The organism is Nocardioides sp. NPDC101246 (assembly GCF_044767415.1).
Lineage (GTDB): Bacteria > Actinomycetota > Actinomycetes > Propionibacteriales > Nocardioidaceae > Nocardioides.
This window is the reverse complement of the sequence record NZ_JBIWNX010000010.1, coordinates 147,532-170,644: the sequence shown is the minus strand read 5'-3', so window position 1 is coordinate 170,644 and position 23,113 is coordinate 147,532. Positions and strand designations below refer to the sequence as shown.

The window sequence follows — 23,113 nt, the reverse complement described above, 5'->3', positions numbered from 1 at the left end:
TGATGAGACGATGTTTCTTCTCGGACGTAATGCTGCGTGGTCAACAGGAGGTGTGGTGCGGGTCCGGGTCCTAGGTGCCGTCGAGCTGGTCTGTGACGACGGCACGGTGCAGAAGCTGTCGCGTACGCGGCGGACTCTGCTCGCCCTGCTCGCGGCCGCGCGCGGAGCGCCGGTCTCCTCCGACCTCCTGGTCGACGAGCTGTGGAGAGGTTCACCCCCGGCAACGGGGGTGAACCTGCTTCACCAGCGTGTCCGTGACCTGCGCCGGGCGCTCGGCGAGGATCGCCGCCACCTGCAGAGCCGGGCGAACGGCTATGCGCTGGTCGGCTCGGACATCGACCAGGCCCGCTTCGAGGACCTGCTCGACCAGGGCCGCGCCTCGGCCGAGACCGGGGAGCACGAGCGGGCCAGCATGCTCTTCGACGCTGCCCTCGGGCTGTGGACCGGGGGTTCGTACGGCGCGGTCGGCGAGTCGCCGATGATCGCGACCGAGGCTGCCCGGCTCGACGAGCTGCGGTTGGTCGCCGTCGAGTCCCGGGCCGCCGCTGATCTGGCGCTCGGCCGGCAGGCCGCGGTCGTGGCCGACCTGGGACCGGTCGTCCGGGCCAACCCGCTCCGCGAGGGCCTGTGGCTGCTGCTGATGACGGCGCTGTGGCATTCCGGCCGCACGGCCGAGGCCCTGGACGCCTACCAGCGCCTCTTCCGTGTCCTCCGCGACGAGCTCGGGGTCGAGCCCTCCAAGGACGTACGCGACCTGCAGCTGCGGATCATCGAGGGAGACGATCCCGAGCCCGCGCCGGCGCGGACGTACGAGGAGATCGTGCCGCGCCAGCTGCCGCCGGTCGTCGCCGCCTTCGCCGGCCGCGAGGACCAGCTGACGGCGCTCGACGAGCTGGTGGCGGACGGGAGCGACGACGAGGGCGGACGGGCCGTCGTGATCTCGGCGATCGCGGGCACGGCGGGGATCGGTAAGACGACGCTGGCGCTCTACTGGGCGCACCGGACCGCGCCCAGCTTCCCGGACGGCCAGGTGTTCGTGAACCTGCGCGGCTTCGACCCGTGCGACGCGCTCGACCCGTTGGACGCGCTCGGGGTGGTGCTCGAGGCGTTCGGGGTGGAGCGCTCCCGTCAGCCCCAGGACATCGACGGCCGCGCGGGGCTGCTGCGCAGCAAGCTCGCCGGCAAGCGGGTGCTGCTCGTGCTCGACAACGCCCGCGACAGCGAGCAGGTCCGCAGCCTGATTCCCGGCAGCCCGGGCTGTGTGACCCTGGTGACCAGCCGAAACAGGCTCTCCGGCCTGGTTGCGGAGGCCGGTGCGAGACCGATGGAGCTGGGTCTGCTCGACGACGCGGAGGCCTATGAGCTGCTCGCCGGGCGGCTCGGCGAGGACCGCCTCCTGGCCGAGCCGGAGGCCGTGGAGCGGATCATCGAGCTGTGCGCCTCGTTGCCGCTGACGCTCTCGGTCGTGGCCGCCCGGGCGGCGATCCGGCCGGCCCACTCCCTCGCCGACCTGGCCGAGGAGCTCGGCGAGTCCCGCCTGGACGGGTTCGGCGGCGGGCGGGGTGACCTCCGGGCGACCTTCTCGTGGTCGGTCCAGCACCTGTCCGGTGCTGCGGACCGGCTGTTCCGGCTGATCGGCCTGCACCCCGGGCCGACGTTCACCGTCCTGGCCGCGGCCAGCCTGGCCGGGATCTCCCGGGTGCGCGCCCGGCGCCTGCTCGACGAGCTCACCGAGGCCAACCTGCTGACCGAGTGCGCGCCCGGCCGGTTCACGCTGCACGACCTGCTCCGGGAGTACGCCGCCGACCTCGCCACCGGAGAGCCCGCGCAGGCCCGGGAGGCGGCCGAGCTGCGGATGATCGATCATTACGCCTTCAGCGCCCGGGTGGTGCACAGCGCCTACGACCCCCACCAGCGCCACCTCGACGTGCTGGAGCCGATGCACGACGGGGTCACCCCCGAGGTCATCGGCGACAGCGTCGAGGCGTTGGCCTGGATCGGCTCCCAGCTGCCAGTGATCTCCCGGGTGATCGACGTCGCCGTCGCCCGGGGACTCGCACCCGATCGGATCGTGCTGCTCGTCGGTGCCCTCGAGCGTCTGCTCGATCTCCAGGGACGCTGGATCGAGCTCGCCGCGCTGGCCGAGACCGCGCTCCCGGGTGTGCGCCGCAGCGTCTCCCGGGGCGGCGACCCCGCCGGGCTCGGCGTCATGCACCGTGCCGCCGGGGCGGCCTGCGGGCGGCTGGGGCGGGTCGAGGACGCCCTCGACCACCTCGGCCGGGCCCTCGACCTGGCGACCGAGTCCGCCGACCTGGTGGGGGAGGGAAAGACTCTGCATCGGCTGGCCACCGTGGCCACGGCCTCCGGCGACCATGCCGGGGCCGCTGCGTACGCGGCTCGGGCGGCGGAGGTCTTCGCTCGCGCGGGCGACCCGATCCGGGCGGCCTGGACGACCGGGCGACTCGGTCTCTACGAGGCCCTCGACGGGGCGTACGAGGCCGGGCTCCGTCACTGCCAGGAGGCGCTCGCCGAGCTGCGCCGGGTGGCGCCCGGCTACCGCAGCGAGGGCAACGTCATCGCCACCATCGGCTGGATCCACCAGCAGCTCGGCTCCGTCGACGAGGCGGCCGGTCACTTCGAGGAGGCCGTGACCAAGCTCCGTGCCGCCGGTGACCTGCCCGGCCTGGCCGACGCGCTCGGCCATCTCGCCGAAGCCCGCGCCGCCCTCGGCAAGGACGAGGACGCCCGCTGCGCGAGGGCCGAGTCCGCCTCGATCCTCGCGCAGCTGGGCTGACGGTTCCGGCTACGCGGTGGGCAGCTTGTAGTCGGCGTACTCCTCGCGCAGGGTCTTCTTGGAGAACTTCCCGACCGAGGTCTTGGGCACCTCGTCGATGAAGACCACGTCGTCGGGAACCTGCCACTTGCCCAGGTTGTCGGCCAGGTAGCCGAGCAGCTCCTCCTTGGTCACCGACTCGCCGTCCTTGACCACCGCGAAGGCCAGCGGCCGCTCGCCCCACTTGGGGTGCGGCACCGCGACGACGGCGGCTTCGGCGATCGCCGGGTGGCCCATGATGAGGTTCTCGATCGCGACGGTCGAGATCCACTCGCCACCGGACTTCACCAGGTCCTTGGTGCGGTCGACGATGCGTACGTAGCCAAGCGGTTCGATCGCGGCGATGTCACCGGTGCGCAGCCAGCCGTCGGGGGAGAAGGAGTTCGGCGCGTCGACCTTGTAGTAGCCCGAGGCGATCCACGGCCCGCGGCACTCGAGCTCGCCGGTCGTCTCGCCGTCCCAGGGGAGCTCGTCGGTGGTGCCGGGCTCCACGATGCGGAGTTCGACGCCGACGGCGGGGATGCCCGGCGACGTACGGAAGTCGGCCTTCTCCTCCTCGGAGAGGTCGGCGATCTCGGCGCGCTCGTTGAACACGCTCCCGAGCGGCGACATCTCGGTCATGCCCCACGCTTGGGTGATCGGCAGGCCGATCGCCTCGCGCCAGGCCTCCGAGAGCGACTTCGGCACCGCCGAGCCGCCGCAGATGACGACGCGCAGCGAGGACAGGTCGGCGTCCTTCAGGAGCGGGACCATGCCCATCCAGATCGTGGGTACGCCGGCCGCGATCGTCACCTTCTCGGCCTCGAGGAGCTTGATGATGCCGGCGGGCGAGAGGTCGGGGCCGGGCAGGATCAGGTTGGCGCCGGCCAGCAGGGAGGAGTGGGCGAAGCCCCAGCCGTTGGCGTGGAAGAACGGCACGACCGGAAGCACCCGGTCACGGTCGTTGGTCCCGAAGAGCGTGCCGGACAGGGAGGCCAGCGCGTGCAGGTACTGCGAGCGATGGGTGTAGACGACGCCCTTCGGGTTGCCGGTGGTGCCGGAGGTGTAGCAGATCCCGGCAGCGGTGCGCTCGTCGGTGACCCGGCCCTCGATCACCGCCTCCTCGGCGTCGGCCATCAGCTCCTCGTAGGAGACGACCCGCGGGTCGTCGGGGAGCGGGGTCGGCGCCCCGTCGTCCATCACGACGACGTGCTTGAGCGTGGTGAGCTGGGGGAGAAGCGGAGCGAGCAGGCCGAGCAGCGACCGGTCCACGAAGACGGCCTCGTCCTCGGCATGGTTGAAGGTGTAGACGAGCTGCTCGGGGAAGTAGCGGATGTTGCCGGTGTGCAGCACCCGGCCGGTGCAGGGGACGGAGTAGTAGAGCGCGAGGTGGCGCAGGGTGTTCCACGCGAAGCTCGCCACCCGACCGTCCTCGGAGATGCCGAGCCGGTCGAGGACGCCGGCCTGCTTGCGCACCTCCACGGCCAGGTCCTTGAACGTGTGGCGATCCAGACCTGTGGCGGTCTTGGTGACGATCTCCCGCGTCGGGAAGACGCGCTCGGCGCGCCGGATGATCGTGTCGATGGTCAGCGGTGCGTCCTGGATCAGTCCTTGCATGCTGCACATCGTGACCCAACGTGGCGCAGGTCACAACGAGTTCCCGCGAACTTCTTGACAGTCGATGCGGCCGACCAGGTGGCGCCCGGGGTGCGCAGCGGTCAGAATCGACTGCGTGAGCACTCTCTTCGTCGCGGCAGGTGGTGGGGGTGATGCGCTCGGCGTGCTCCTGGCGCGTCAGGTCCTCGAACCCGAGCTGGACGACGGTGACGTGTTCGTGTCGACCTGCGCCTGGGAGCGGCTCCGCATCGACCCGGTGCCCGGCCCGCGCTCGCGGGGCGACTTCATCGGGCTCCGCCTGGTCGACGGCGTCCGCGCGGAGATATCGACCACGACCGACACCCTTCCTCCGGGCAGGTCAGTGCTGCCGCGGCTTGCCGGCGACCTGGACGCGCGCCTCTTCCTGCACGACCTCGCGGATGGTGCGATCGGGCTCGCCCAGCAGCTCCAGCATCTCGCTCGGGCCCTGGGCGCCGACTCGCTCACGGTCGTCGATGTCGGTGGTGACGTGGTCGCTCGGGGAGACGAGCCCGGCCTGCTGAGCCCGTTGGCCGACTCGCTCACGCTGGCGGCGGCGTTGCGCAGCGACCTGCCCGTGCGCCTCGCCGTCGTCGGCCCGGGTGTGGACGGGGAGCTCCCCGCCGAGCAGGTGATCGCCATCCTCGGCGGGCTCGGCGGGACCCACGTGGGAACGCTGGGCGCCGCGGACGTGAGCAGGGTCAGCGACTCGCTCGGTTGGCATCCCACCGAGGCCACGACGCTGGCCGCGGCGGCCGCGCGCGGCCTTCGAGGCGCCGTGGAGATGAGACGAGGACAGACTCCCGTCCCGGTGAGCGAGGCGAGTGCCACCGTGTGGCGCCTCGATGTCGTCGAGACCCACGACTTCCCGCTCGCCGAGGCGCTGATCGAGACCCGCTCCCTGGGCAGCGCCGAGACGATCATCCGCGGCATCACCGTCGACGAGCTCGACTACGAGCGGCGCCGGGCGCGGGAGCGTCGCGAGATCCCGCCGCGGACCGTGACCGCTGCCGACATCGCGAATGCGAGCCTCGCCCGGGGTGCCTCGCACATCACCACCCGCCGGCTCCTGGAGGCGACCAGCGGGGACGTACCCAGCTATGAGGCGGCACGCTTCGACGGGCTCGGGCTGTGGGCCCTGGAGGCACTCGCGCGGGGTTGAGCCGCGGGGTTGAGCCCGGTCAGACCACGGCCTCGGAGGTGGTGAGGGCCAGGGCGGGGGTGGAGGCGGCGCGGGGCCAGACCTCGGCGAGGATCTCGACCCCGCGCCGGACGAGCTCGGGCCGGGGCGTGATCGCCAGCCGCAGGTGACGCTCGTAGGCGCCGTCGACCCCGAAGCGTGGCCCGGCGGTGACGAGCAGACCGTGCGGGCGGGCGGCGAGGGTGAGCTGCGAGCTGACCGGAGCGGGCAGGCCGACCCAGGCGGAGAGGCCGCCGTCGATCCGCGGCGGCAGCTCCCAGTCGGGAAGGTGCTCGCGCATCGAGTGGTAGAGCGCGGCGCGGCCGGCGGCGAGCTGTGCGGCGCGCTCCTCGAGGATCTCGGGCAGATGCCGGAACAGGATCGTGGTGACCAGCTGCTCCCAGATCGGGGTGCCGAGGTCGGTGGCCGAACGTCCGCTGGCGATCTGGGTCAGCAGCACCGGGTCCGCGCGGATCCAGCCGATCCGCAGCCCACCCCACAACATCTTGCTCGCCGAACCGATGTGGACGACGCGGGCCTGGTGCTCGCCGGCCATCGCGGCCAGCGGCGGGAGAGTGTGCGGGCGGTCGATGTTCAGCTCGGCGGTGGTGTCGTCGGCCACCAGGATGGTGTCGACCTTCGCCGCGGCGTGCAGCAGACGGAGCCGGTCCTCGGTCGACATCGAGCGAGACGTCGGGTTGTGGAAGTCGGGCATGACGTACGCCATCACGGGGGTGGTCCGGGCGATGGCCGCCTCCATCGCGGGCATGTCCCAGCCGGCGTCTGTGGTCACCGGGCTCGTGATGATCCGGGCTCCGGCGAGGCTCAGGGCGTCGTATGCATTGGGGTAGGACGGGCTCTCGGCGTAGGCCCGATCTCCGCGGCTGATCACGGTGCGGGCGAGCAGGGCGATGGCGCTCTGGCCACCGGTGGTCACCATGATCTGGTCGGGATCGGTCGGCAGACCGCGATCGGTGTAGCGCGCCGCGATCTCGGCGCGGAGCTCCTCGATGCCCCACAGCGTGTAGCCGGGGCCGGTCATGTGGTCGGCCAGCCGCCGGGTCGCCTCGACGGCGGCCTCCGGGAGCCGCCGGGTGGCCGGCAGGGTCGCCCGGACCAGGTCGATCTCGCCGCCCTCAGTGAACGAGTCGGGTGCGGTGGGCGGCAGCTTCGTCGTCGTACCCGATCCCTGGACGCTCAGCGCGTAGCCGTGCTCGCGCAGGCGGCGGTAGGCGGCCGTGATCGTGGTGCGGCTCAGCGTCAGCCGCTCGGAGAGCTCGCGCTCGGAAGGCAGACGGATGTCGGCGGAGAGCCGTCCGTCGATCAGCAGCAGCTGGATCCGTTCGGCGAGGTTCTCGTACGCCGGGCCCTCCCCGTGCCACTGACCGAGCAGGCCAGCAAGCGCAGTGGCACCGATTCTTCCGCGAGGCATGAGGCCACCTTACGCCGATTGGCTTCTTTACCTTCGATTGGACCCGTGATTGGCTTTGCAATCGTGAAGGATCTCTCTGTGAAGTCGCTCTCCTGGTTGATAACTGGACTCTTCCTCTACGGCATCGCACTCGCCATGCTCGTGCAGGGCTCGCTGGGCCTGGCGCCCTGGAACACGCTGACATCGGGACTCGTCGAGATCACCGGGATCTCCTTCGGGATGATGACCAACCTGATCGGGCTCGTCGTCCTGCTGCTCTGGATCCCGCTGCGGCAGCGGCCCGGCGTCGGCACCGTGCTGAACGTCCTGCTCGTCGGTACCTCGGCGGAGATCGGCCTCTGGTTGCTCCCGCAGCCGTCGGGCCTGGTGGCTCAGGTCGCGCTCTTCACCGGCGGCCTGCTCCTGCTGGCCGCGGCCACTGGGATCTACATCGCACCCGGCCTCGGGCCGGGTCCGCGCGACGGCCTGATGACCGGCCTGCACGAGCGCACCGGCGCCCCGGTCTGGCTCTGCCGCGCGGGCGTCGAGATCACCGTGCTGGCGGTCGGCTGGCTCCTCGGCGGAATGGTCGGCATCGGCACGGTCGCCGAGGCGCTGCTCATCGGTCCGATGGTGCACCGGACCCTGCCGTTCTTCCGGACCGTGTACGCCGGGAGGTCGGCCGCTGCGGCGGTCGCCGCCGAAACACGCGCGAGCGCATGATTTAACCCACACGGATTTCCTGTTGCGCCCCCGACAGGATTCGAACCTGTGACCGTCGGATTAGAAGGCCGATGCTCTATCCAGCTGAGCTACGGAGGCGTGGCCTGTGGGGAGCACCCCGCTGAAGGGGGTTTACGCAGGCCGCGCACGATCTTACCGGTGCCCGTATCCCCTGTGTGCATCGGAATCCGAAACGCTGACCGGAGTGTTACCAAGGTGTGGGGGGTATTTGGGTGCACTGTCCCCACACTGTCGACCTGAGTGTCCGATTGGCGGACCACGAGGGTTCGAGACTGGACGCGATCATCGGTAAGGTCCCCGGACATGACTATGGAGTCCATGTGCACCTCGTGCGGTGCAGCCGTCACCGGTATGCGCTTCTGCACAGGTTGTGGGACCCCCGTCAGAAGCGCTCATCAGCCGCCGTCGCAGGGTGCACCGGAGCCGGTCGCACCGCCGCGTCTGCCGCAGCGGGGTGCCGATCCTGAGCAGGGTGGTCTGTCGTTGCCGAGGCGTGGGCAGGGAGCTCCTGTCCCCGCGCCAGAGGCCGACACAGAGGCGGCGCCGTTGCCGCTCGAGCAGGTCAGGCGTACGCCGGGGGCCTCGATGGCGCCTCAGCTGAGCATGACCTCGCCCAGCGGTGAGCAGCCTGCCTTCGGCGGTGGCATGGCCCCGCCGCCGGCGGGTTCTGACAGCGGTGGCCTGTTCGGGCTGGCGGCGCGTACGCCGAAGTTCGAGCCGGAGCTCGCTTCCCAGTCGCAGTCGCTCTTCCTGCCCAAGCGCAAGCGCGCCGCGGAAGAGCCCGAGCCGACCCCCACTCCGACCCCGATTCCGGAGCCGGACCCTGAGCCCGAGGCACCGGCGGCCGCGCCGGCGCCGCTCCCGGATCTCCCGACCCGGCCGCCGGTGCAGGAGCGGGCGCCCGAGCCGCCGGCTCCCGCGCCTGCCCCCGCGCCGCAGATGCCGGAACCGCAGGTGCCGCAGACCCCGGAGCCGATGGCTGCGCCTCCGCTGCCCGAGCGTCCGGCCGCTGCGTACCACCAGAGTGCGGAGCACCCGACCTTCGTCGAGCCCGCGCCGCAGTTCGGCGCCCCCGACCCTGAGCCGACCTACGAGCAGGCCTACGAGGCGACGCACGAGGCGATGCCGCCGGTCGAGCGCCGCCAGCCCGAGCCGATCCGTCCGGACGAGACCAGCGTCGCGATGAGCCCTCGGTTCGACGTCGTCGACGAAGAGGTCTCCGGGGGCACCCGTCCGCGTGACGAGTTCGAGCAGTTCGCGCCGCCGCAGCCGCAGTTCGACGCCCCAGCGCCCGAGCAGGCCCCGGCGTACGGCGACCCCGCCTACGCCCCGCTCGCGCCGCAGCTCGAGCCGGACCAGGCCCAGTGGTCGCAGGGCTACGACCAGCCCTATGACCAGCCCTATGACCAGCAGTACGGCCAGGGGCCCGACCAGGGCTACGACCAGGCGTACGAGCAGCCCTACGGGCAGCCGCAGGACCGGTCCCAGGACGAGTTCGGCCAGCCGTACGGTGATCCCTACTCCCAGAACGTCTACGCCGACGCCACCCTCGTGGGGCAGCCGCCGGTCGGCGGTGGACCCACCACCCCGGCGCCGCCGCCGATGGCGCCGCAGGGCTACGACCCGTACGGGAACGCCTACGACGCCCGCTACGAGCCGCAGCGCGGTCAGGGCGGCCAGGGCGGTCAGGGCAAGGGACCTGGTGGTCTCGACCTGAAGCGCTGGGGTCTGATCGTGCTCGCGCTGGCCGTCGTGGTCGCGATCATCGCCTTCGTCATCGGGCTGATCAACAACAACGACGACGCCAACGCCGAGACCGGCACCACCCAGGGCGCCACCACGACCGAGGGCGGTGCCGCGGCCGAGGCCAAGAAGATCGATGACCTCATCAAGACCTCGGCCAAGGACAAGGCGGCCATCGGCGCCGCTCAGGCCGACCTCGAGGCGTGCGAGAACATCGACGAGGCGATCCAGACCTTCCAGGACGCCGCGACGTCCCGCGAGAAGCTGGCTGCGAAGGTAGCCAAGATCGACACCGCCGTCCTCCCGGGATCGCGGAAGCTCGTCAAGAACCTCGAGTCCGCGTGGATGACCTCGCAGAACGCAGACCTGGCCTTCGCCGCCTGGGGCGAGAAGCGCAAGGTCAACGCCGACGGCGAGTGCGTGGGCGGCAAGGGGAAGCTGGAGAAGGCGACCACGCTCAGCCTGGCCAGCCATGACCCGAAGAAGGCGGCCGCCAAGGCATGGGGACCGATCGCGGAGGAGTACGGCTACAAGTCCGTCGAGTGGACGAAGCTCTGATCTGATCTGATCTGAGGTCAGCGTGAGCGGAGGTACGCCGCCATCGCCCGTTTGATGGCGGCGGCCGTCCGCTCCTGGAACCGGTCGGACTTCAGCAGTCGCGCGTCCTCGGCGTTGCGCATGTTGCCGGTCTCGAGCAGCACCTGCGGCACCGTGGTCAGGTTGAGGCCGGCCAGGTCGTCGCGCTCCACGAACCCGCCCTCACCGAGGTAGCTCGCCAGCGGCATCCCGGTCTTCCGCATCTCGGTGCGAAGCATCCGGGCGTAGCGTCGCGAGGGCTCGACGACCTCGTCGTTGGTGCCCGAGGGCACCGGGATCAGCAGCGAGTAGCCCCGCTCGGACGCGGCCGCGCCGTCGGCGTGGATGTCGATCGCGACGTCGGCCTTCGCGTCGTTGATGGTCTTCGCGCGCTCGTCGATGCACGGCCCGACTCCTTCGTTGCTGCCGCGGGTCATCACCACCTTCGCCCCCGACTCCCGCAGATCGGCCGCGAGCTTCTGGGCCACGGCCCAGGTGAAGTCGGTCTCCGGGTAGCCGTCGTTCGTCGCGGTGCCCGTCGTGTTGCACGGGCTCTGCGACCGCCCGTTCCACACCGGCTCGTTGATCACCTCGGGTGCGCCCGCGTTGCCGCCGTTGTGGCCCGGGTCGATCCCGACCACGGCTCCCTCGAAGATGTCGTCCGCTTCGCTCGACGCGGAGGCCGAGGCGGAGGCGGACGGGGACGCTGTGGCTGATGACGAGGCGGCGGGCTGCTGCCGTGGCGTACTTCCTGGGCTGCAAGCGGCCAGGGTCGCGGCCAGGGCGAGGCAACCGGCCACGGCGGCCGCTGACCGAGGCACCTCGGTCAGCAACCACTTCCCTCGTGGAAGTCCACGAAGGAAGCGCGACCTGACCGAGCTACCTCGGTCAGCATTCAGCTCACAGATGCTGACCCATCCACGCTTCGACGTCGTCGGCCGTACGCGGCAGGCCGGCGGAGAGGTTCACGGAGCCGTCCTTGGTGACCACGATGTCGTCCTCGATGCGGATGCCGATGCCGCGCAGCTCCTCGGGAACGACCTTGTCCTCCTTCTGGAAGTAGAGGCCCGGCTCGACGGTGAGCACCATGCCCTCCTGCAGCGGTCCCTCGATGTAGGTCTCCTTCGACGCGGAGGCGCAGTCGTGGACGTCGAGGCCGAGCATGTGGGAGACGCCGTGGAGGGTCCAGCGGGAGTAGGTCTTGTTGTCCTCGGAGAGCGCCTCGTCGACGGAGACGGGGAGCAGTCCCAGGTCGTCCAGGCCGTGCGCGAGGATCTCCATGGCGGCGAAGTGGCCGGCCCGGAAGGTGACGCCCGGGCGGATCGCCTCGATGCCGGCCTGCTGGGCCTTGTAGACGAGCTCGTAGAGGTTGCGCTGGAGCGGCGTGAACTTCCCGGAGATGGGGAGGGTGCGGGTGATGTCGGCGGTGTAGAGGTTGTGGCCCTCGACGCCCATGTCGAGCAGCACCAGCTCACCGGGGACGATCGGGCCGTCGTTGTCGATCCAGTGCAGCGTGGTGGCGTGGGACCCGCCGCCGACGATCGAGTCGTAGCCGAGGTCGTTGCCCTCCGCGCGGGCGCGGCGGAAGAAGGTGCCCTCGATCCAGCGCTCGCCGTGCTTCAGGACCTGGTCCCATTCGCGCACCGCGTCGGTGAAGCCGCGGACGGTGATGTCGCAGGCCTCCTTGAGCTCGCCGAGCTCCCACTCGTCCTTGATCAGGCGCAGCTCGGAGAGCGCCTTGGCGAACTCCTCGTCGCGGGCGGCCTCGGCAGGGGCGACCAGCTTGTCGACGTCGGCCGAGACGCCTCGCAGGACGCGGGTCGGGGTGTTGCCGGAGAGCCCGGACTCGAGCTGGTCGACGTGGCGTACCTCGATGCCCAGGGAGTCGGAGAGCTCCCGGGCAGAGGGACGCGCACCGGCCCAGAGCGCGCCGTACTGACGGTCACGGAAGAACTCGTCGGTGTCGCGACCGCTGCGCGGGCGGGCGTACAGGACCGAGGTGCCGTCGGGCTCGATCACGACGACGGCGTCGGAGGTCTGGTTGCCGGTCAGGTGCACGTGCGCGGTGTCGGCGCGGAAGCGGTAGTCGGTGTCGTTGGCGCGGACCTTGTAGGTGCCGGCCGGGACGACGAGGCGCTCACCCGGGAAGATGCCCGAGAGACGCTCCCGGCGGGCGGCCGCCCAGGGGGTGATCGGATGCTCGGGGACCTCGACCTCGCGGTCGTCCCAGCCCTCTCTCATGAACTTCGACCACGCCTCCGGAACCGTCTGGTCGTGGCTCTCGGTGTGGTCGTCTGCAGGAGTGGGGGCGCCGTTGTCCGTCATACCGGAATCGTACGCCGCGCCGGATCGGCAACGCTCGTGAGTTCCCAGGCCAGGCGGGTGGCGAGGACGTCTCGATCGGTGTCGGGTCGCGCGTGCGGTCCGCACGCCCGATAGTCTGGCGCGCATGGGGGCGATCCCGAAGGATCCGACAAGAGGCAACCGCACGTTCACCATCGTGGTGGGCGTGCTTGTCGTGCTGACCTCTTTGCCGGTGCTCGGCATCGTGCTGCTGAGCACCAGCGTCGTCGATGACCATCTTGCTCCCACCGGCGCGATCCTGGGAGTGCTCTTCGCAGCGATCCCGGTGGTGCCGCTGGTCTACGCCTTCCTGTGGCTGGACCGCTACGAGCCCGAGCCGAAGTCGCTGCTCGCGCTCGGCCTGGGGTGGGGCGCCTTCGTCGCGGTCGCCGCCGCGCTGATCGTGCAGAGCGTCGGGGCGCTGCTCGCCGGGTGGAGCCAGCCGACCCAGCTCGCGATCGTGGCTCCGGTCACCGAGGAGGCGGCCAAGGGGCTGTTCCTCTTCGTGCTGCTGGTCTGGCGCCGCCACCTCCTCGACGGGGTGCTCGACGGGATCGTCTACGCCGGCATGGTCGGCATCGGCTTCGCCTTCACCGAGAACATCCTCTACCTGGGTGGCACCTACAACGGCACGCCCGGCATGGGCGACAGCTCCTCGGGACACATCGGTGAGTTCACCGCCGTCTTCGTGATGCGCTGCCTGTTCAGCCCCTTCGCACACCCGCTCTTCACCGCCTTCACCGGCATCGGCATCGGCATCGCCGTGGTGACGCGCAAGCGCTGGCTGAAGGTCGTGGCACCGCTGCTGGGCTTCGGCATCGCGGTGCTCGCCCACGGCACCTGGAACGGTTCGACACTGCTCTATGACGGCGCCGGTTTCCTGCTGGCGTACGTCGTGGTGATGGTGCCCGCGTTCGTCTCGATGGTGGTCTTCGCGGTGTGGCGGCGAAAGTCCGAGCGGATCGTGCTGACCCGGTCGCTGACCGACGCCGCCCAACGTGGGCTGATTCCCTACACCGACGTCGGCTGGGTGGTCGATCTTCGGCGCCGGGAGCAGGCGCGGAAGTTCGCGTCGACCCACGGAGGGGCTCAGGGGGTTGCGGCCATGCGTGAATACCAGCAGGCTGCCATCGAGCTCGGATACTTGCACTGGCGATTCCTGCGCGGCAACCCGCCGCCAGACTTCGCCGCCCGGGGGAGGGCATACGTTGACCGCATCAGTGAGGTACGTCCACACATCGCGTTCCCGAGCGGGAAGGTGATGACCGGATGAGTGAAGAACACAGAGACGACGACACCGCACCTGAGTCGGCTCCGGGGGCCCCGGCGCCGGCCTACGAGGCTCTGACGGCCGGGATGCTCGCGGAGAAGCCGACCACCGAGTTCGAGGCCGTACGGGCCGAGATCGAGGCGACCGGCGGCGAGAGCAACCGGATGGTGACCTCGCTCATCCAGCTCCACCAGGCGCTCACCGAGGTGACCCTGCCGCTGGATCTGCCCGGCACCGACGAGCAGCGGGCGGCCAGGCAGAACATGGTCGAGCAGCTCGAGGACTACGTCATCCCGCGGATGATGACCATCGACGCGCCGCTCCTCGCGGTCGTCGGCGGCTCGACGGGCGCCGGCAAGTCGACGCTGGTCAACTCGCTGGTCGGCACCAAGGTGACCACGCCGGGCCTGTTGCGGCCGACGACCCGCTCGCCGGTGCTGGTGCACAACCCCGAAGACGGCCGTTGGTTCGGCCAGGACCGCCTGCTTCCCGAGCTGGAACGGGTCAACCACCCGACCAACGACCCCGGTGCGCTGCAGCTGGTCGCCAGCGACCGGCTCCACCCCGGCCTGGCGATCCTGGACGCACCCGACGTCGACTCGGTCGAGGAGGCCAACCGGGTGCTCGCCGCCGAGCTGCTCGCCGCGGCCGACCTGTGGGTCTTCGTCACCTCGGCCGCACGCTACGCGGACCAGGTGCCGTGGGAGTTCCTCCAGCTCGCCGCCAACCGCTCCACCGCGGTCGCGGTGGTCCTCGACCGCACTCCGACCGAGGCCGTTCAGACCGTCGCGGGCCACCTGGCCCGGATGCTCGCCTCGCGCGGGCTCAAGGACTCACCGCTCTTCATCGTCCACGAGGGCGAGGTCTCCGAGCACGGGCTGCTGCCGGCCGAGCACGTCGCCGAGGTGCGTGCCTGGCTCGACATGCTCGCCGACGACGCCACCGCGCGACACCAGGTCGTCACCCAGACCCTCGACGGTGCGGTGCGGGCGCTGACCCTGGAGGTCCACCCGATCGCCGACACCGCGGACGGTCAGGGAGAGGCCGCGCAGCGGCTGCGTACCGATGCGGACATGGCCTACGACGAGGCGCTCAAGGCGATCATGGCGGCGACCGCCGACGGGACGCTGCTGCGCGGCGAGGTGCTCGCGCGCTGGCAGGAGTTCGTCGGGAGCGGAGAGATCCTCAAGGCGCTCGAGACCCGGGTCGGAGCGCTGCGTGACCGGATCCTCGGCGCGGTCCGCGGCAAGCCGCAGCAGGCCGAACGGGTGACCGCGGCCGTGCAGGGCGGCCTGGAGATGCTGATCCTCGAGCAGTGCGAGGCGGCTGCCGAGAGGGCGGAGGCGGCCTGGCAGATGAGTCCTGCGGGCCGCGGGCTGCTCGCAGTCGGCCCCGCCGACCTCGGCCGAGCCTCGCGTGCGCTGCGGCCCAAGGCCGAGCGTGCGGTGCGCGACTGGCAGCAGGACGTGCTCGACATGGTGCGCAGCGAGGGTCAGGACAAACGTACGACCGCGAAGTTCCTCTCCTACGGGGTCAACGGCCTCGGCGTCGCGCTGATGGTGGTCGTCTTCGCCTCGACCGGCGGAGCGCTCGTCGGTGCCGAGGTGGGCATCGCCGGTGGCACGCTCCTGCTCGGCCAGAAGCTGCTGGAGGCGGTCTTCGGCGACCAGGCCGTGCGCGGGCTCGCGTCCAGGGCGCGCAAGGCGCTGGAGGTACGCATCGTGGGTCTCGTCGACGAGGAGCGTGCGCGCTACACGGGTCAGGTCGACGCGCTGCAGATCGACCATGGTGCACCGGAGCGACTGCGGCACGCTGCGCGGAAGGTCGGCGACGCTCGTTTCGCCAGCCAGCGCGGCGATGACTGAGACTTGTCAGACTGAAGCTTTTCAGGAAGGGAAGGGGGACCCTTGAGCGGCCTGCTCGAAGGTGCAAAGAACCTGGTCAGCCGAGGTGGAGACCTCGGCGATCGGCTGGACGGACTGACCGCTGCGACCGTGGCGGCGACGGGGCGTCTCGACGACGGACTCGTCGAGGACGCGCGCACCGTGGTCAACAAGGCCCAGGGACGCCTCAAGCTCTCCGCCGACCACACGGTCGTCGGGGTCGCGGGGGCGACCGGGTCGGGCAAGTCGTCCACGTTCAACGCCCTGACCGGGCTGGAGCTCTCCGCCGTCGGTGTCCGCCGGCCGACCACCTCCTGGGCGACCGCCTGCGTGTGGGGTTCGGAGGGCGCTGCGGAGCTGCTCGAGTGGCTGGGCATCCCCGAGCGTCACCAGACCACCCGCGACTCGATGCTCGACACCCGCCGCGAGGGGCACGAGCTCGACGGCGTGGTGCTGCTGGACCTGCCCGACCACGACTCCACCGAGGTCTCCCACCATCTCGAGGTCGACCGGCTGGTCGAGCTCGCCGACATGCTGGTGTGGGTGCTCGACCCGCAGAAGTACGCCGACGCGGCGATCCACGACCGCTATCTGCAGCCGCTCCGGACCCACTCCGAGATCATGGTCGTGGTGCTCAACCACATCGACCGCGTTCCCGAGGACCGTCGTGAGTCGATGCTGGGTGACGTACGCCGCCTGCTCGACCAGGACGGGCTGCGCAACGTCCCGGTGATCCCGGTCTCGGCCAAGCTCGGCTGGGGGATCCCGCAGCTCAAGACCGAGATCGCCCAGCGGGCCGCGGCGAAGCGGGCCAACAAGTCGCGGCTCTCGGCCGACATCAAGACCGCCGCCGTGAAGCTCGCCAAGGCGTCCGGCGACGCCAAGCCGCGCTCCCTGGCCAAGCCCCGGGTGGAGGCCCTCGAGGACGCCATCTCCGAGGCCGCCGGGGTGCCGACCGTGGTGGACGCGGTCGAGCGGTCCGTACGCACCCGGGCCCGGGCGGCCACCGGCTGGCCGCTGGTCTCCTGGGTCTCCCGGCTTCGGCCCGATCCCCTGAAGCGGCTGCACCTCTCGCTCGGGGAGGAGGCGACCCAGCTGGCCGGGCGCGCCCGGACCTCGCTGCCGCAGACCACCGCCGTCGAGCGGGCGCGGGTCGACACCGAGGTGCGCCAGCTGGCCGACGAGGCCGGCGCCGGGCTCGCCTCGCCGTGGCGCGACGCGATCCGGCGGGCATCGGTCTCGCGGATGGACGACCTCGCCGACAGGCTCGACGCCTCGGTCGGCGGAGTCGACCTCAACGCCGAGCGGCTGCCGCTGTGGACCGGGCTGGTCAAGGCTCTCCAGTGGCTCCTCATCGTCCTCGCCACCGTCGGGCTGGTGTGGTCGGTGGCGCTGCTCCTCTCCGGAGCCACTTTCGGCGACGCGACGCCCTCGGTGGCCGGGGTCGAGCTGCCGTACGTCCTCTTCCTCGGGGGTGTCGGGCTCGGGCTGGTGCTGTGGGCCGTGTGTCACCTGCTGGTGATCACCACCGCTCGACGACGGGCGCGCTCGGCCGATGCACGGCTGCGTACGGCGGTCGCCGACGTCTCCCGCGAGCTCGTCGTCGACCCGATCGAGACCGAGCTGGCGGCCTACACCGCGCTGCGCCACGGGGTGGCCAAAGCGCTGCGCTGACCGGTCGGCGGGCCGATCACTGTCCACAGGGACGGTTCGATCCGGGGTTGTCCACAGGCGGACGTACGCCGCCCGGAAACTGTCGGTGGTCGAGCGCAGGGTTGTCTCCGAGGCCCGCATCAGGCGGGCGAACACTGAGGAGACAACGATGAACGACTCGATCATCACCCTGCGCGGCAACGTCGGCGCCGACCCCGTCGTGCGGAGCGTCGGTGAGGTCTCGGTGGCGAACTTCCGGATGGCGTGCACACCGCGGAAGCTCAACCGGTCCACCGGGGAGTGGAGCGACGGCCTGACGCAGTGGTTCACGGTGAGTGCCTGGCGTCAGTTGGGGGAGAACGTCGGGCGCTCGCTGCGCAAGGGCGACCCGGTGGTCGTCCAGGGGCGGCTGTCGGCTCGCAGCTACGTCAACAAGGACGGGCTCGAGGTCAACACCTTCGAGGTCGAGGCGACCGTCGTCGGCCACGACCTCAACCGCGGCATGACCAGCCTTTCGCGCAACCCGCGCACCCTGGCCGCGGCTGCGGCCCCCGCGCCCGGCCCCCGCGACGAGGACCCTGACCGCGACCCGCTCTCCGACTGGCGGGCCCCGGGGTCGGACCCGTGGGACCAGAAGCCGGCGGCGTCCGACGATGGCGAGACGGAGGAGTCTGTGGCGGCCTGAGGTGAGCCGGGCGTGCGCCGGTTGTACCGGCGTGCCCCGACCTCATTAGGGTGGAGCCCATGGCCGACTACATCCTCTCCCTGCGCAATGTGCGCAAGGCCCACGGCGACAAGGTCGTCCTCGACAACGTCACCCTCTCGTTCCTGCACGGTGCCAAGATCGGCGTCGTCGGCCCGAACGGCATGGGTAAGTCCTCGCTGCTCAAGCTGATGGCCGGGCTCGACCACCCGAACAACGGCGACATCGTCCGCGACCAGGACGCGACCGTCGGGATGCTCCAGCAGGAGCCGCCGCTGACCGAGGGCAAGACCGTCCTCGAGAACGTCGAGGAGGCGGTCGGCGAGATCAAGACGAAGATGAAGCGCCTCGAGGACGCCTACATGGAGATGGGTGACCCCGACGCCGACCAGGACGCCCTGATGGCCGAGACCGGGGAGCTCCAGACCTTCCTGGACAACATCAACGCCTGGGACATCGACTCCAAGCTGGAGCAGGCCATGGACGCGCTGCGCTGCCCTCCGGGCGACGCGATCGTCGACAACCTCTCCGGTGGTGAGCGCCGCCGGGTCGCGCTGTGCAAGCTGCTCCTGCAGGAGCCCGACCTGCTGCTGCTCGACGAGCCCACCAACCACCTCGACGCCGAGTCGGTGCAGTGGCTGGAGGGTCACCTCAAGTCCTACAAGGGTGCCGTCCTGGCGGTCACCCACGACCGTTACTTCCTCGACAACGTCGCCGAGTGGATCGCCGAGGTAGACCGCGGCTCGATCCACGGCTACGAGGGCAACTACTCCACCTACCTGGAGACCAAGAAGGACCGTCTCAAGGTCGAGGGGCAGAAGGACGCCAAGCGCGCCAGGATGCTCGAGAAGGAGCTGGAGTGGGTCCGCTCCAACGCCAAGGCCCGCCAGACCAAGTCGAAGTCTCGTCTGGCCCGCTACGAGGAGCTCGCCGCTGAGGCCGACAAGGCCCGCAAGATCGACACCGCCGACATCAACATCCCGCCGGGCCCGCGCCTGGGTGACGTGGTGATGGAGGCCAAGGGCCTGGTCAAGGGCTTCGAGGGCCGCACCCTGTGGGACGACATCTCGTTCTCGCTGCCGCGCGCGGGCATCGTCGGCATCGTCGGCCCCAACGGTGTCGGCAAGACCACGCTGTTCCGGATGATCACCGGCTCCGAGAAGCCCGACGCGGGTGAGCTCAACGTCGGCCAGACGGTGAAGATCTCCTACGTCGACCAGAGCCGCGGCGGCATCGACCCCAACAAGAACGTCTGGGAGGTCGTCTCCGACGGCCTGGACTTCATCAAGGTCGCCAACTTCGAGATGAACTCGCGGGCCTACGTCGCCTCCTTCGGCTTCAAGGGCCCCGACCAGCAGAAGAAGGCCGGCGTGCTCTCCGGTGGTGAGCGCAACCGCCTCAACCTCGCGCTCACCCTGAAGCAGGGCGGCAACATGCTGCTGCTCGACGAGCCCACCAACGACCTCGACGTCGAGACGCTCTCCTCGCTCGAGGACGCGCTGCTCGACTTCCCCGGCTGCGCCGTGGTCACCTCCCACGACAGGTGGTTCCTCGACCGCATCGCCACCCACATCCTCGCCTGGGAGGGCACCGAGGAGAAGGAGGGTGAGTGGTTCTGGTTCGAGGGCAACTTCGAGTCCTACGAGGCCAACAAGATCGAGCGCCTCGGCCAGGAGGCGGCCCGCCCCCACCGCGTCACCCACCGTCGCCTCACCCGCGACTGACCAACCCGCGCCGAGCCGGCGCGTTCTGACCACACCCCGCGCCGAGTCGGCTCGTTACAACGAGCCGACTCGGCGCATTTGTCACAGGGTGGCGGGCTCTTGGGTCTCCACCGGGCGTACGCCGTTCACGGCAGGGGTGATCCGGCGCTCGAGGCGCATCGAGCCGGCGACGATGCCGACACAGCCGAGCACCATCAGCGCGATGAACACCGTCGACTGGCCGTGCTCGAGCAGGAACCCGGCCAGGATCGGGCCGATGATCGCCCCGGTCTGGAACGCGGCCGAGTTGATCGCGTTGTAGCGCCCGCGCAGGTGGTCGGGGGCCATGTCGTTGGTCAGGGCGGGGAAGGCCGACTGCATCAGCGTCTCGCCCAGGGCGAAGAACAGCCCCTGGAAGGCGACCACGCCGACGATCGCGGCGACGGAGCCCGGCACCAGGCCGGTCGCCCCGAACACCACCCAGGCGAGGCCCCAGATCACCGCGGTCGCGATGAGCACCCGGGTGCGCCGCTTGCCGCTGACCCGGTTCATCACCCAGAACTGGGCGAGCACGATCACCGCGCAGTTCACCACGAACGCGAAGCCGACGACCCGGGTCGAGACCTCGGAGATCTGACGCGAGAAGGCCGGGAACCCGCTCTCGATCTGGCCGTAGCCCAGGGTCGCGAGCAACACCCCTGTCACCACCAGCCAGATGACCTCGGGACGACGCAGGATCGTGGCGTACGACGCGGTCGCGTCGGGCTCGTCGGCGGCAGGACGTGTGGCACGGCCGTGGAGATGACGCAGCGGGCCGAGCAGGACCAGGGCCGGGAGCGTGAAGGTGGCGGCGTTGGCGAGGAAGGCGTAGGTGAACGTCTCGGGCCGGGTCACGTCGATGAAGAGCCCGCCGATGACGCCGCCGACGCCGATGCCGAGGTTGATCAGCGCGAAGTTCACCCCGTAGTAGCGCTGCCGCAGCTCACCCTCGACCACGGTGGCGACCAGGGCGTTGGCGGCCGGCCATGACACCCCGGCCTGGACGCCCAGAAGGCACAGCGCCGCACCGGCGAGCACCGGCGTGGTGGCGAAGGCGAGCAGGACGTCACCGGCGATCGCGCAGACCAGGCCGCCGAGGATGACCGGGCGGGCTCCATACCGGTCGATCAGGCTGCCCGCCGGGCCGGTGACGACCAAGCCGACGATGGCGATCAGGCCCATCAGGGTGCCGGCGAGGCCGAGGTCGAAGCCGCGTACCTCATGCAGGTAGATGATCGTGAACGGCAGCGTCATGCCGCGACCGAGGAGCTGGATCGCGACCGTCGACAGGAGCCAGCGGCCCTCGCGTGGAAGTGCGGCTATGAAGTCACGGAGACCGAGAGCAGGGGGAGTCGACACCGCACAATCTTCGCCTTTACCTGGAGCGGTGGCGAATTGTTTCTCGGGTCCCTGGAGCCCGTCATCCCGGGCTAAGGTCCCGCCAATCATCGTCCGTTGGTCCCGACTTCGTCGCCGCTAAATGCGTGCCCGTGCACGGAACAGCCCGGAGGGAGGTCTAACGTAATGCCCCGTGGGTGATGAGACTCGGTGGCTGGACGAAGGGCAACAGCGCTCGTGGCGTGCGCTGATGATGGGGATGACCCTGCTCGATGACCGCCTGGACGCGGATCTACGCTCCCGCTTCGACATCTCGCTCCCGGAGTACGAGATCCTCGTACGCCTCTCCGAGAACGACGGTGCCATGCGGATGGCTCAGCTCGCCGACTCCCTGGCCCACTCCCGCTCCCGGATCACGCACACGATCACCCGGATGGAGCGCTCCGGGCTCGTCGAACGCCGCAACTCCGCAGACGACGGCCGCGGTGTCGTCGCCACCCTCAGCGACCGCGGCTTCGAGCTGCTGCGCGAGGCCGCGCCCGTCCACGTCACCGGCGTACGCGACTACCTCATCGATCTGGTCAGCGAGGAAGACTTCGCGGCCCTGGGACGGGTGATGAACGCCGTCTCCGACCACCTCATCAGCGACCGCCCCGGTATCGAGATGCGCTGAAAACGCCGAGTCGGCTCGTTAGAACGAGCCGACTCGATGCGATCTCCGGTCAGAACGAGCCGACTCGGCGGGGTGTCAGATGCGCTCGAGGATCATCGCCATGCCCTGGCCGCCGCCGACGCACATGGTGATGAGGCCGGTGGTCTTGTCGTGCCAGTCGAGGCTGTTGAGCATGGTGTTCTGCAGGCGCGCGCCGGTCATGCCGAAGGGGTGACCGACGGCGATGGCGCCACCGTTGATGTTGAGGCGGTCGATGTCGATGCCGAGGTCCTGGTAGGACGGGATCACCTGGGCGGCGAAGGCCTCGTTGATCTCGACCAGGTCGATGTCGCCGATCGACATGCCGGCGTACTTCAGCGCGTTCCGGGTCGCCTCGACCGGGCCGAGGCCCATGATCTCGGGGGACAGGCCGGAGACACCGGTGGACACGATCCGCGCCAGCGGGGTGACGCCGAGCTCGGCGGCCTTGGTGTCGGACATGACCACGACGGCGGCGGCGCCGTCGTTGAGGGCGCAGCAGTTGCCGGCGGTGACGGTGCCGTCCTCGCGGAAGACCGGCTTGAGGCCGGAGATGGCTTCCAGGGTCACGCCCGCGCGGGGACCGTCGTCGGCGGAGACGACGGTGCCGTCGGGCGTGGTGACCGGGGTGATCTCGCGGGCCCAGAAGCCGTCGGCGATCGCCTTCTCGGCGAGGTTCTGGGAGCGTACGCCGAACTCGTCCATCTCCTGGCGGGAGATGCCGCGCGAGGTGGCGAGGTTCTCAGCGGTCTGGCCCATCGCGATGTAGACGTCCGGCAGCAGGCCGTCCGCGCGCGGGTCGTGCCACTTCTCGTTGGACGCGGCGGTCGCGGTGGTCCGCGACTGGGCGTCGTCGAAGAGGTGGTTGACGGTGTCGGGCAGGTGGTCCGAGGTGCCCTTGACGAAGCGGGACACGGTCTCGACACCGGCCGAGACGATGATGTCGGCCTCACCGGCCTTGATCGCGTGCAGCGCCATCCGCGAGGTCTGCACCGAGGAGGAGCAGTAGCGGGTGATGGTCGCGCCGGGCACCTTGTCCCAGCCGTTCAGCACGGAGACCACGCGGCCCATGTTGTTGCCCGACTCGCCACCCGGCAGACCACAGCCGAGCAGCAGGTCGTCGATGTCGTTGGGGTCGAGACCCTCGACCTTACCGACGGCTTCCTTGGTGATGAGCGCGGCGAGGTCGTCGGGACGGAAGTCCTTCAGAGATCCCTTGTTGGCTCGCCCGATCGGGGTGCGGGCGGCGGCGACGATGACTGCCTCAGGCATGAAGACTCCCGGTTACTGATGAGTAGGTTGAACTGTGGTCGACACCATACTCGCCCGGACAGCGTCTGGTCGCCAGGCCCAGTGCCCAAGATCATCTCGACAAGCTCGATACAGGCA

The 23,113-nt window shown here is 70.3% G+C and carries 16 protein-coding genes and 1 tRNA gene; 10 read left to right on the top strand and 7 right to left on the bottom strand.

The annotated features are described in order from the left end of the window. The first annotated feature begins 55 nt into the window (after window positions 1–55). Window positions 56–2,794: a BTAD domain-containing putative transcriptional regulator gene (locus ACIRON_RS19470; protein WP_402994537.1), complete on the top strand. Its 2,739-nt coding sequence runs from the start codon at window positions 56–58 to the stop codon at window positions 2,792–2,794. A 9-nt stretch (window positions 2,795–2,803) separates the two neighbouring features. Here the strand turns inward: ACIRON_RS19470 and ACIRON_RS19465 are convergent, their stop codons facing one another. Next, window positions 2,804–4,429, bottom strand: a complete 1,626-nt coding sequence (locus ACIRON_RS19465; protein WP_402994535.1) for a long-chain fatty acid--CoA ligase — start codon at window positions 4,427–4,429, stop codon at window positions 2,804–2,806. A gap of 115 nt (window positions 4,430–4,544) precedes the next feature. On the opposite strand from ACIRON_RS19465, the gene ACIRON_RS19460 reads away from it, so the two are divergent. Continuing rightward, window positions 4,545–5,609, top strand: coding sequence for a DUF1152 domain-containing protein (locus tag ACIRON_RS19460; RefSeq protein WP_402994533.1), 1,065 nt, complete (start codon window positions 4,545–4,547; stop codon window positions 5,607–5,609). 19 nt (window positions 5,610–5,628) lie between these two features. On the opposite strand, the gene ACIRON_RS19455 is transcribed toward ACIRON_RS19460, so the two are convergent. Then, window positions 5,629–7,059, bottom strand: a complete 1,431-nt coding sequence (locus tag ACIRON_RS19455; protein WP_402994532.1) for a PLP-dependent aminotransferase family protein — start codon at window positions 7,057–7,059, stop codon at window positions 5,629–5,631. Window positions 7,060–7,137: 78 nt separating this feature from the next. Between ACIRON_RS19455 and ACIRON_RS19450 the strand changes: the two genes are divergently transcribed. Further along, window positions 7,138–7,761 (top strand): YitT family protein, encoded by a 624-nt coding sequence (locus tag ACIRON_RS19450; RefSeq protein ID WP_402994530.1) that lies wholly within the window; start codon window positions 7,138–7,140, stop codon window positions 7,759–7,761. A 25-nt stretch (window positions 7,762–7,786) separates the two neighbouring features. On the opposite strand, the gene ACIRON_RS19445 is transcribed toward ACIRON_RS19450, so the two are convergent. After that, window positions 7,787–7,860, bottom strand: a tRNA-Arg gene (locus ACIRON_RS19445). A 468-nt stretch (window positions 7,861–8,328) separates the two neighbouring features. Here ACIRON_RS19445 and ACIRON_RS19440 point away from each other — a divergent pair. After that, on the top strand, window positions 8,329–10,083 hold the full coding sequence (locus tag ACIRON_RS19440) for a hypothetical protein (protein WP_402994528.1): 1,755 nt from the start codon (window positions 8,329–8,331) through the stop codon (window positions 10,081–10,083). Window positions 10,084–10,100: 17 nt separating this feature from the next. On the opposite strand, the gene ACIRON_RS19435 is transcribed toward ACIRON_RS19440, so the two are convergent. Further along, entirely contained in the window at window positions 10,101–10,922 is an 822-nt protein-coding gene (locus ACIRON_RS19435) for an N-acetylmuramoyl-L-alanine amidase (protein WP_402994527.1), read from the bottom strand. Between the two features lie 79 nt (window positions 10,923–11,001). Then, window positions 11,002–12,426 (bottom strand): aminopeptidase P family protein, encoded by a 1,425-nt coding sequence (locus tag ACIRON_RS19430; protein ID WP_402994525.1) that lies wholly within the window; start codon window positions 12,424–12,426, stop codon window positions 11,002–11,004. A gap of 124 nt (window positions 12,427–12,550) precedes the next feature. Here ACIRON_RS19430 and ACIRON_RS19425 point away from each other — a divergent pair, with 124 nt between their 5' ends. From ACIRON_RS19425 to ettA, 5 genes are all read left to right on the top strand, one after another. Continuing rightward, window positions 12,551–13,717 (top strand): PrsW family intramembrane metalloprotease, encoded by a 1,167-nt coding sequence (locus ACIRON_RS19425; protein ID WP_091051310.1) that lies wholly within the window; start codon window positions 12,551–12,553, stop codon window positions 13,715–13,717. Continuing rightward, window positions 13,714–15,579, top strand: a complete 1,866-nt coding sequence (locus ACIRON_RS19420; RefSeq protein WP_402994522.1) for a dynamin family protein — start codon at window positions 13,714–13,716, stop codon at window positions 15,577–15,579. Before ACIRON_RS19425 ends, ACIRON_RS19420 begins: the two co-directional genes overlap by 4 nt. Before the next feature lie 42 nt (window positions 15,580–15,621). Beyond that, window positions 15,622–17,271 (top strand): GTP-binding protein, encoded by a 1,650-nt coding sequence (locus ACIRON_RS19415; protein WP_402994520.1) that lies wholly within the window; start codon window positions 15,622–15,624, stop codon window positions 17,269–17,271. 148 nt (window positions 17,272–17,419) lie between these two features. After that, window positions 17,420–17,935 carry a single-stranded DNA-binding protein gene (ssb, locus tag ACIRON_RS19410; RefSeq protein WP_402994518.1) on the top strand — a complete coding sequence of 172 codons (516 nt, stop codon included), beginning with the start codon at window positions 17,420–17,422 and terminating at the stop codon, window positions 17,933–17,935. A gap of 59 nt (window positions 17,936–17,994) precedes the next feature. After that, the gene (ettA, locus tag ACIRON_RS19405) at window positions 17,995–19,677 is read left to right on the top strand and encodes an energy-dependent translational throttle protein EttA (protein ID WP_091051302.1); all 1,683 of its coding nucleotides are present in this window, start codon (window positions 17,995–17,997) and stop codon (window positions 19,675–19,677) included. An 81-nt stretch (window positions 19,678–19,758) separates the two neighbouring features. Here the strand turns inward: ettA and ACIRON_RS19400 are convergent, their stop codons facing one another. Beyond that, entirely contained in the window at window positions 19,759–21,054 is a 1,296-nt protein-coding gene (locus ACIRON_RS19400) for an MFS transporter (RefSeq protein ID WP_402994515.1), read from the bottom strand. A 172-nt stretch (window positions 21,055–21,226) separates the two neighbouring features. Between ACIRON_RS19400 and ACIRON_RS19395 the strand changes: the two genes are divergently transcribed. After that, complete coding sequence (locus ACIRON_RS19395; protein WP_402994514.1) at window positions 21,227–21,706, top strand: MarR family winged helix-turn-helix transcriptional regulator; 480 nt, start codon at window positions 21,227–21,229, stop codon at window positions 21,704–21,706. A gap of 75 nt (window positions 21,707–21,781) precedes the next feature. Here the strand turns inward: ACIRON_RS19395 and ACIRON_RS19390 are convergent, their stop codons facing one another. Beyond that, window positions 21,782–22,996, bottom strand: coding sequence for an acetyl-CoA C-acetyltransferase (locus tag ACIRON_RS19390; RefSeq protein ID WP_091051295.1), 1,215 nt, complete (start codon window positions 22,994–22,996; stop codon window positions 21,782–21,784). Window positions 22,997–23,113: the final 117 nt, after the last annotated feature.

What these genes read in the sequence shown, in the direction of transcription:
- ACIRON_RS19425 (WP_091051310.1), top strand. Translation starts at nt 12,551, where the DNA reads ATGGGGGCGATCCCGAAGGATCCGACAAGAGGCAACCGCACGTTCACC.
- ACIRON_RS19390 (WP_091051295.1), bottom strand. Translation starts at nt 22,996, where the DNA reads ATGCCTGAGGCAGTCATCGTCGCCGCCGCCCGCACCCCGATCGGGCGA.
- ssb (WP_402994518.1), top strand. Translation starts at nt 17,420, where the DNA reads ATGAACGACTCGATCATCACCCTGCGCGGCAACGTCGGCGCCGACCCC.
- ACIRON_RS19430 (WP_402994525.1), bottom strand. Translation starts at nt 12,426, where the DNA reads ATGACGGACAACGGCGCCCCCACTCCTGCAGACGACCACACCGAGAGC.
- ACIRON_RS19455 (WP_402994532.1), bottom strand. Translation starts at nt 7,059, where the DNA reads ATGCCTCGCGGAAGAATCGGTGCCACTGCGCTTGCTGGCCTGCTCGGT.
- ACIRON_RS19420 (WP_402994522.1), top strand. Translation starts at nt 13,714, where the DNA reads ATGAGTGAAGAACACAGAGACGACGACACCGCACCTGAGTCGGCTCCG.
- ettA (WP_091051302.1), top strand. Translation starts at nt 17,995, where the DNA reads ATGGCCGACTACATCCTCTCCCTGCGCAATGTGCGCAAGGCCCACGGC.
- ACIRON_RS19465 (WP_402994535.1), bottom strand. Translation starts at nt 4,429, where the DNA reads ATGCAAGGACTGATCCAGGACGCACCGCTGACCATCGACACGATCATC.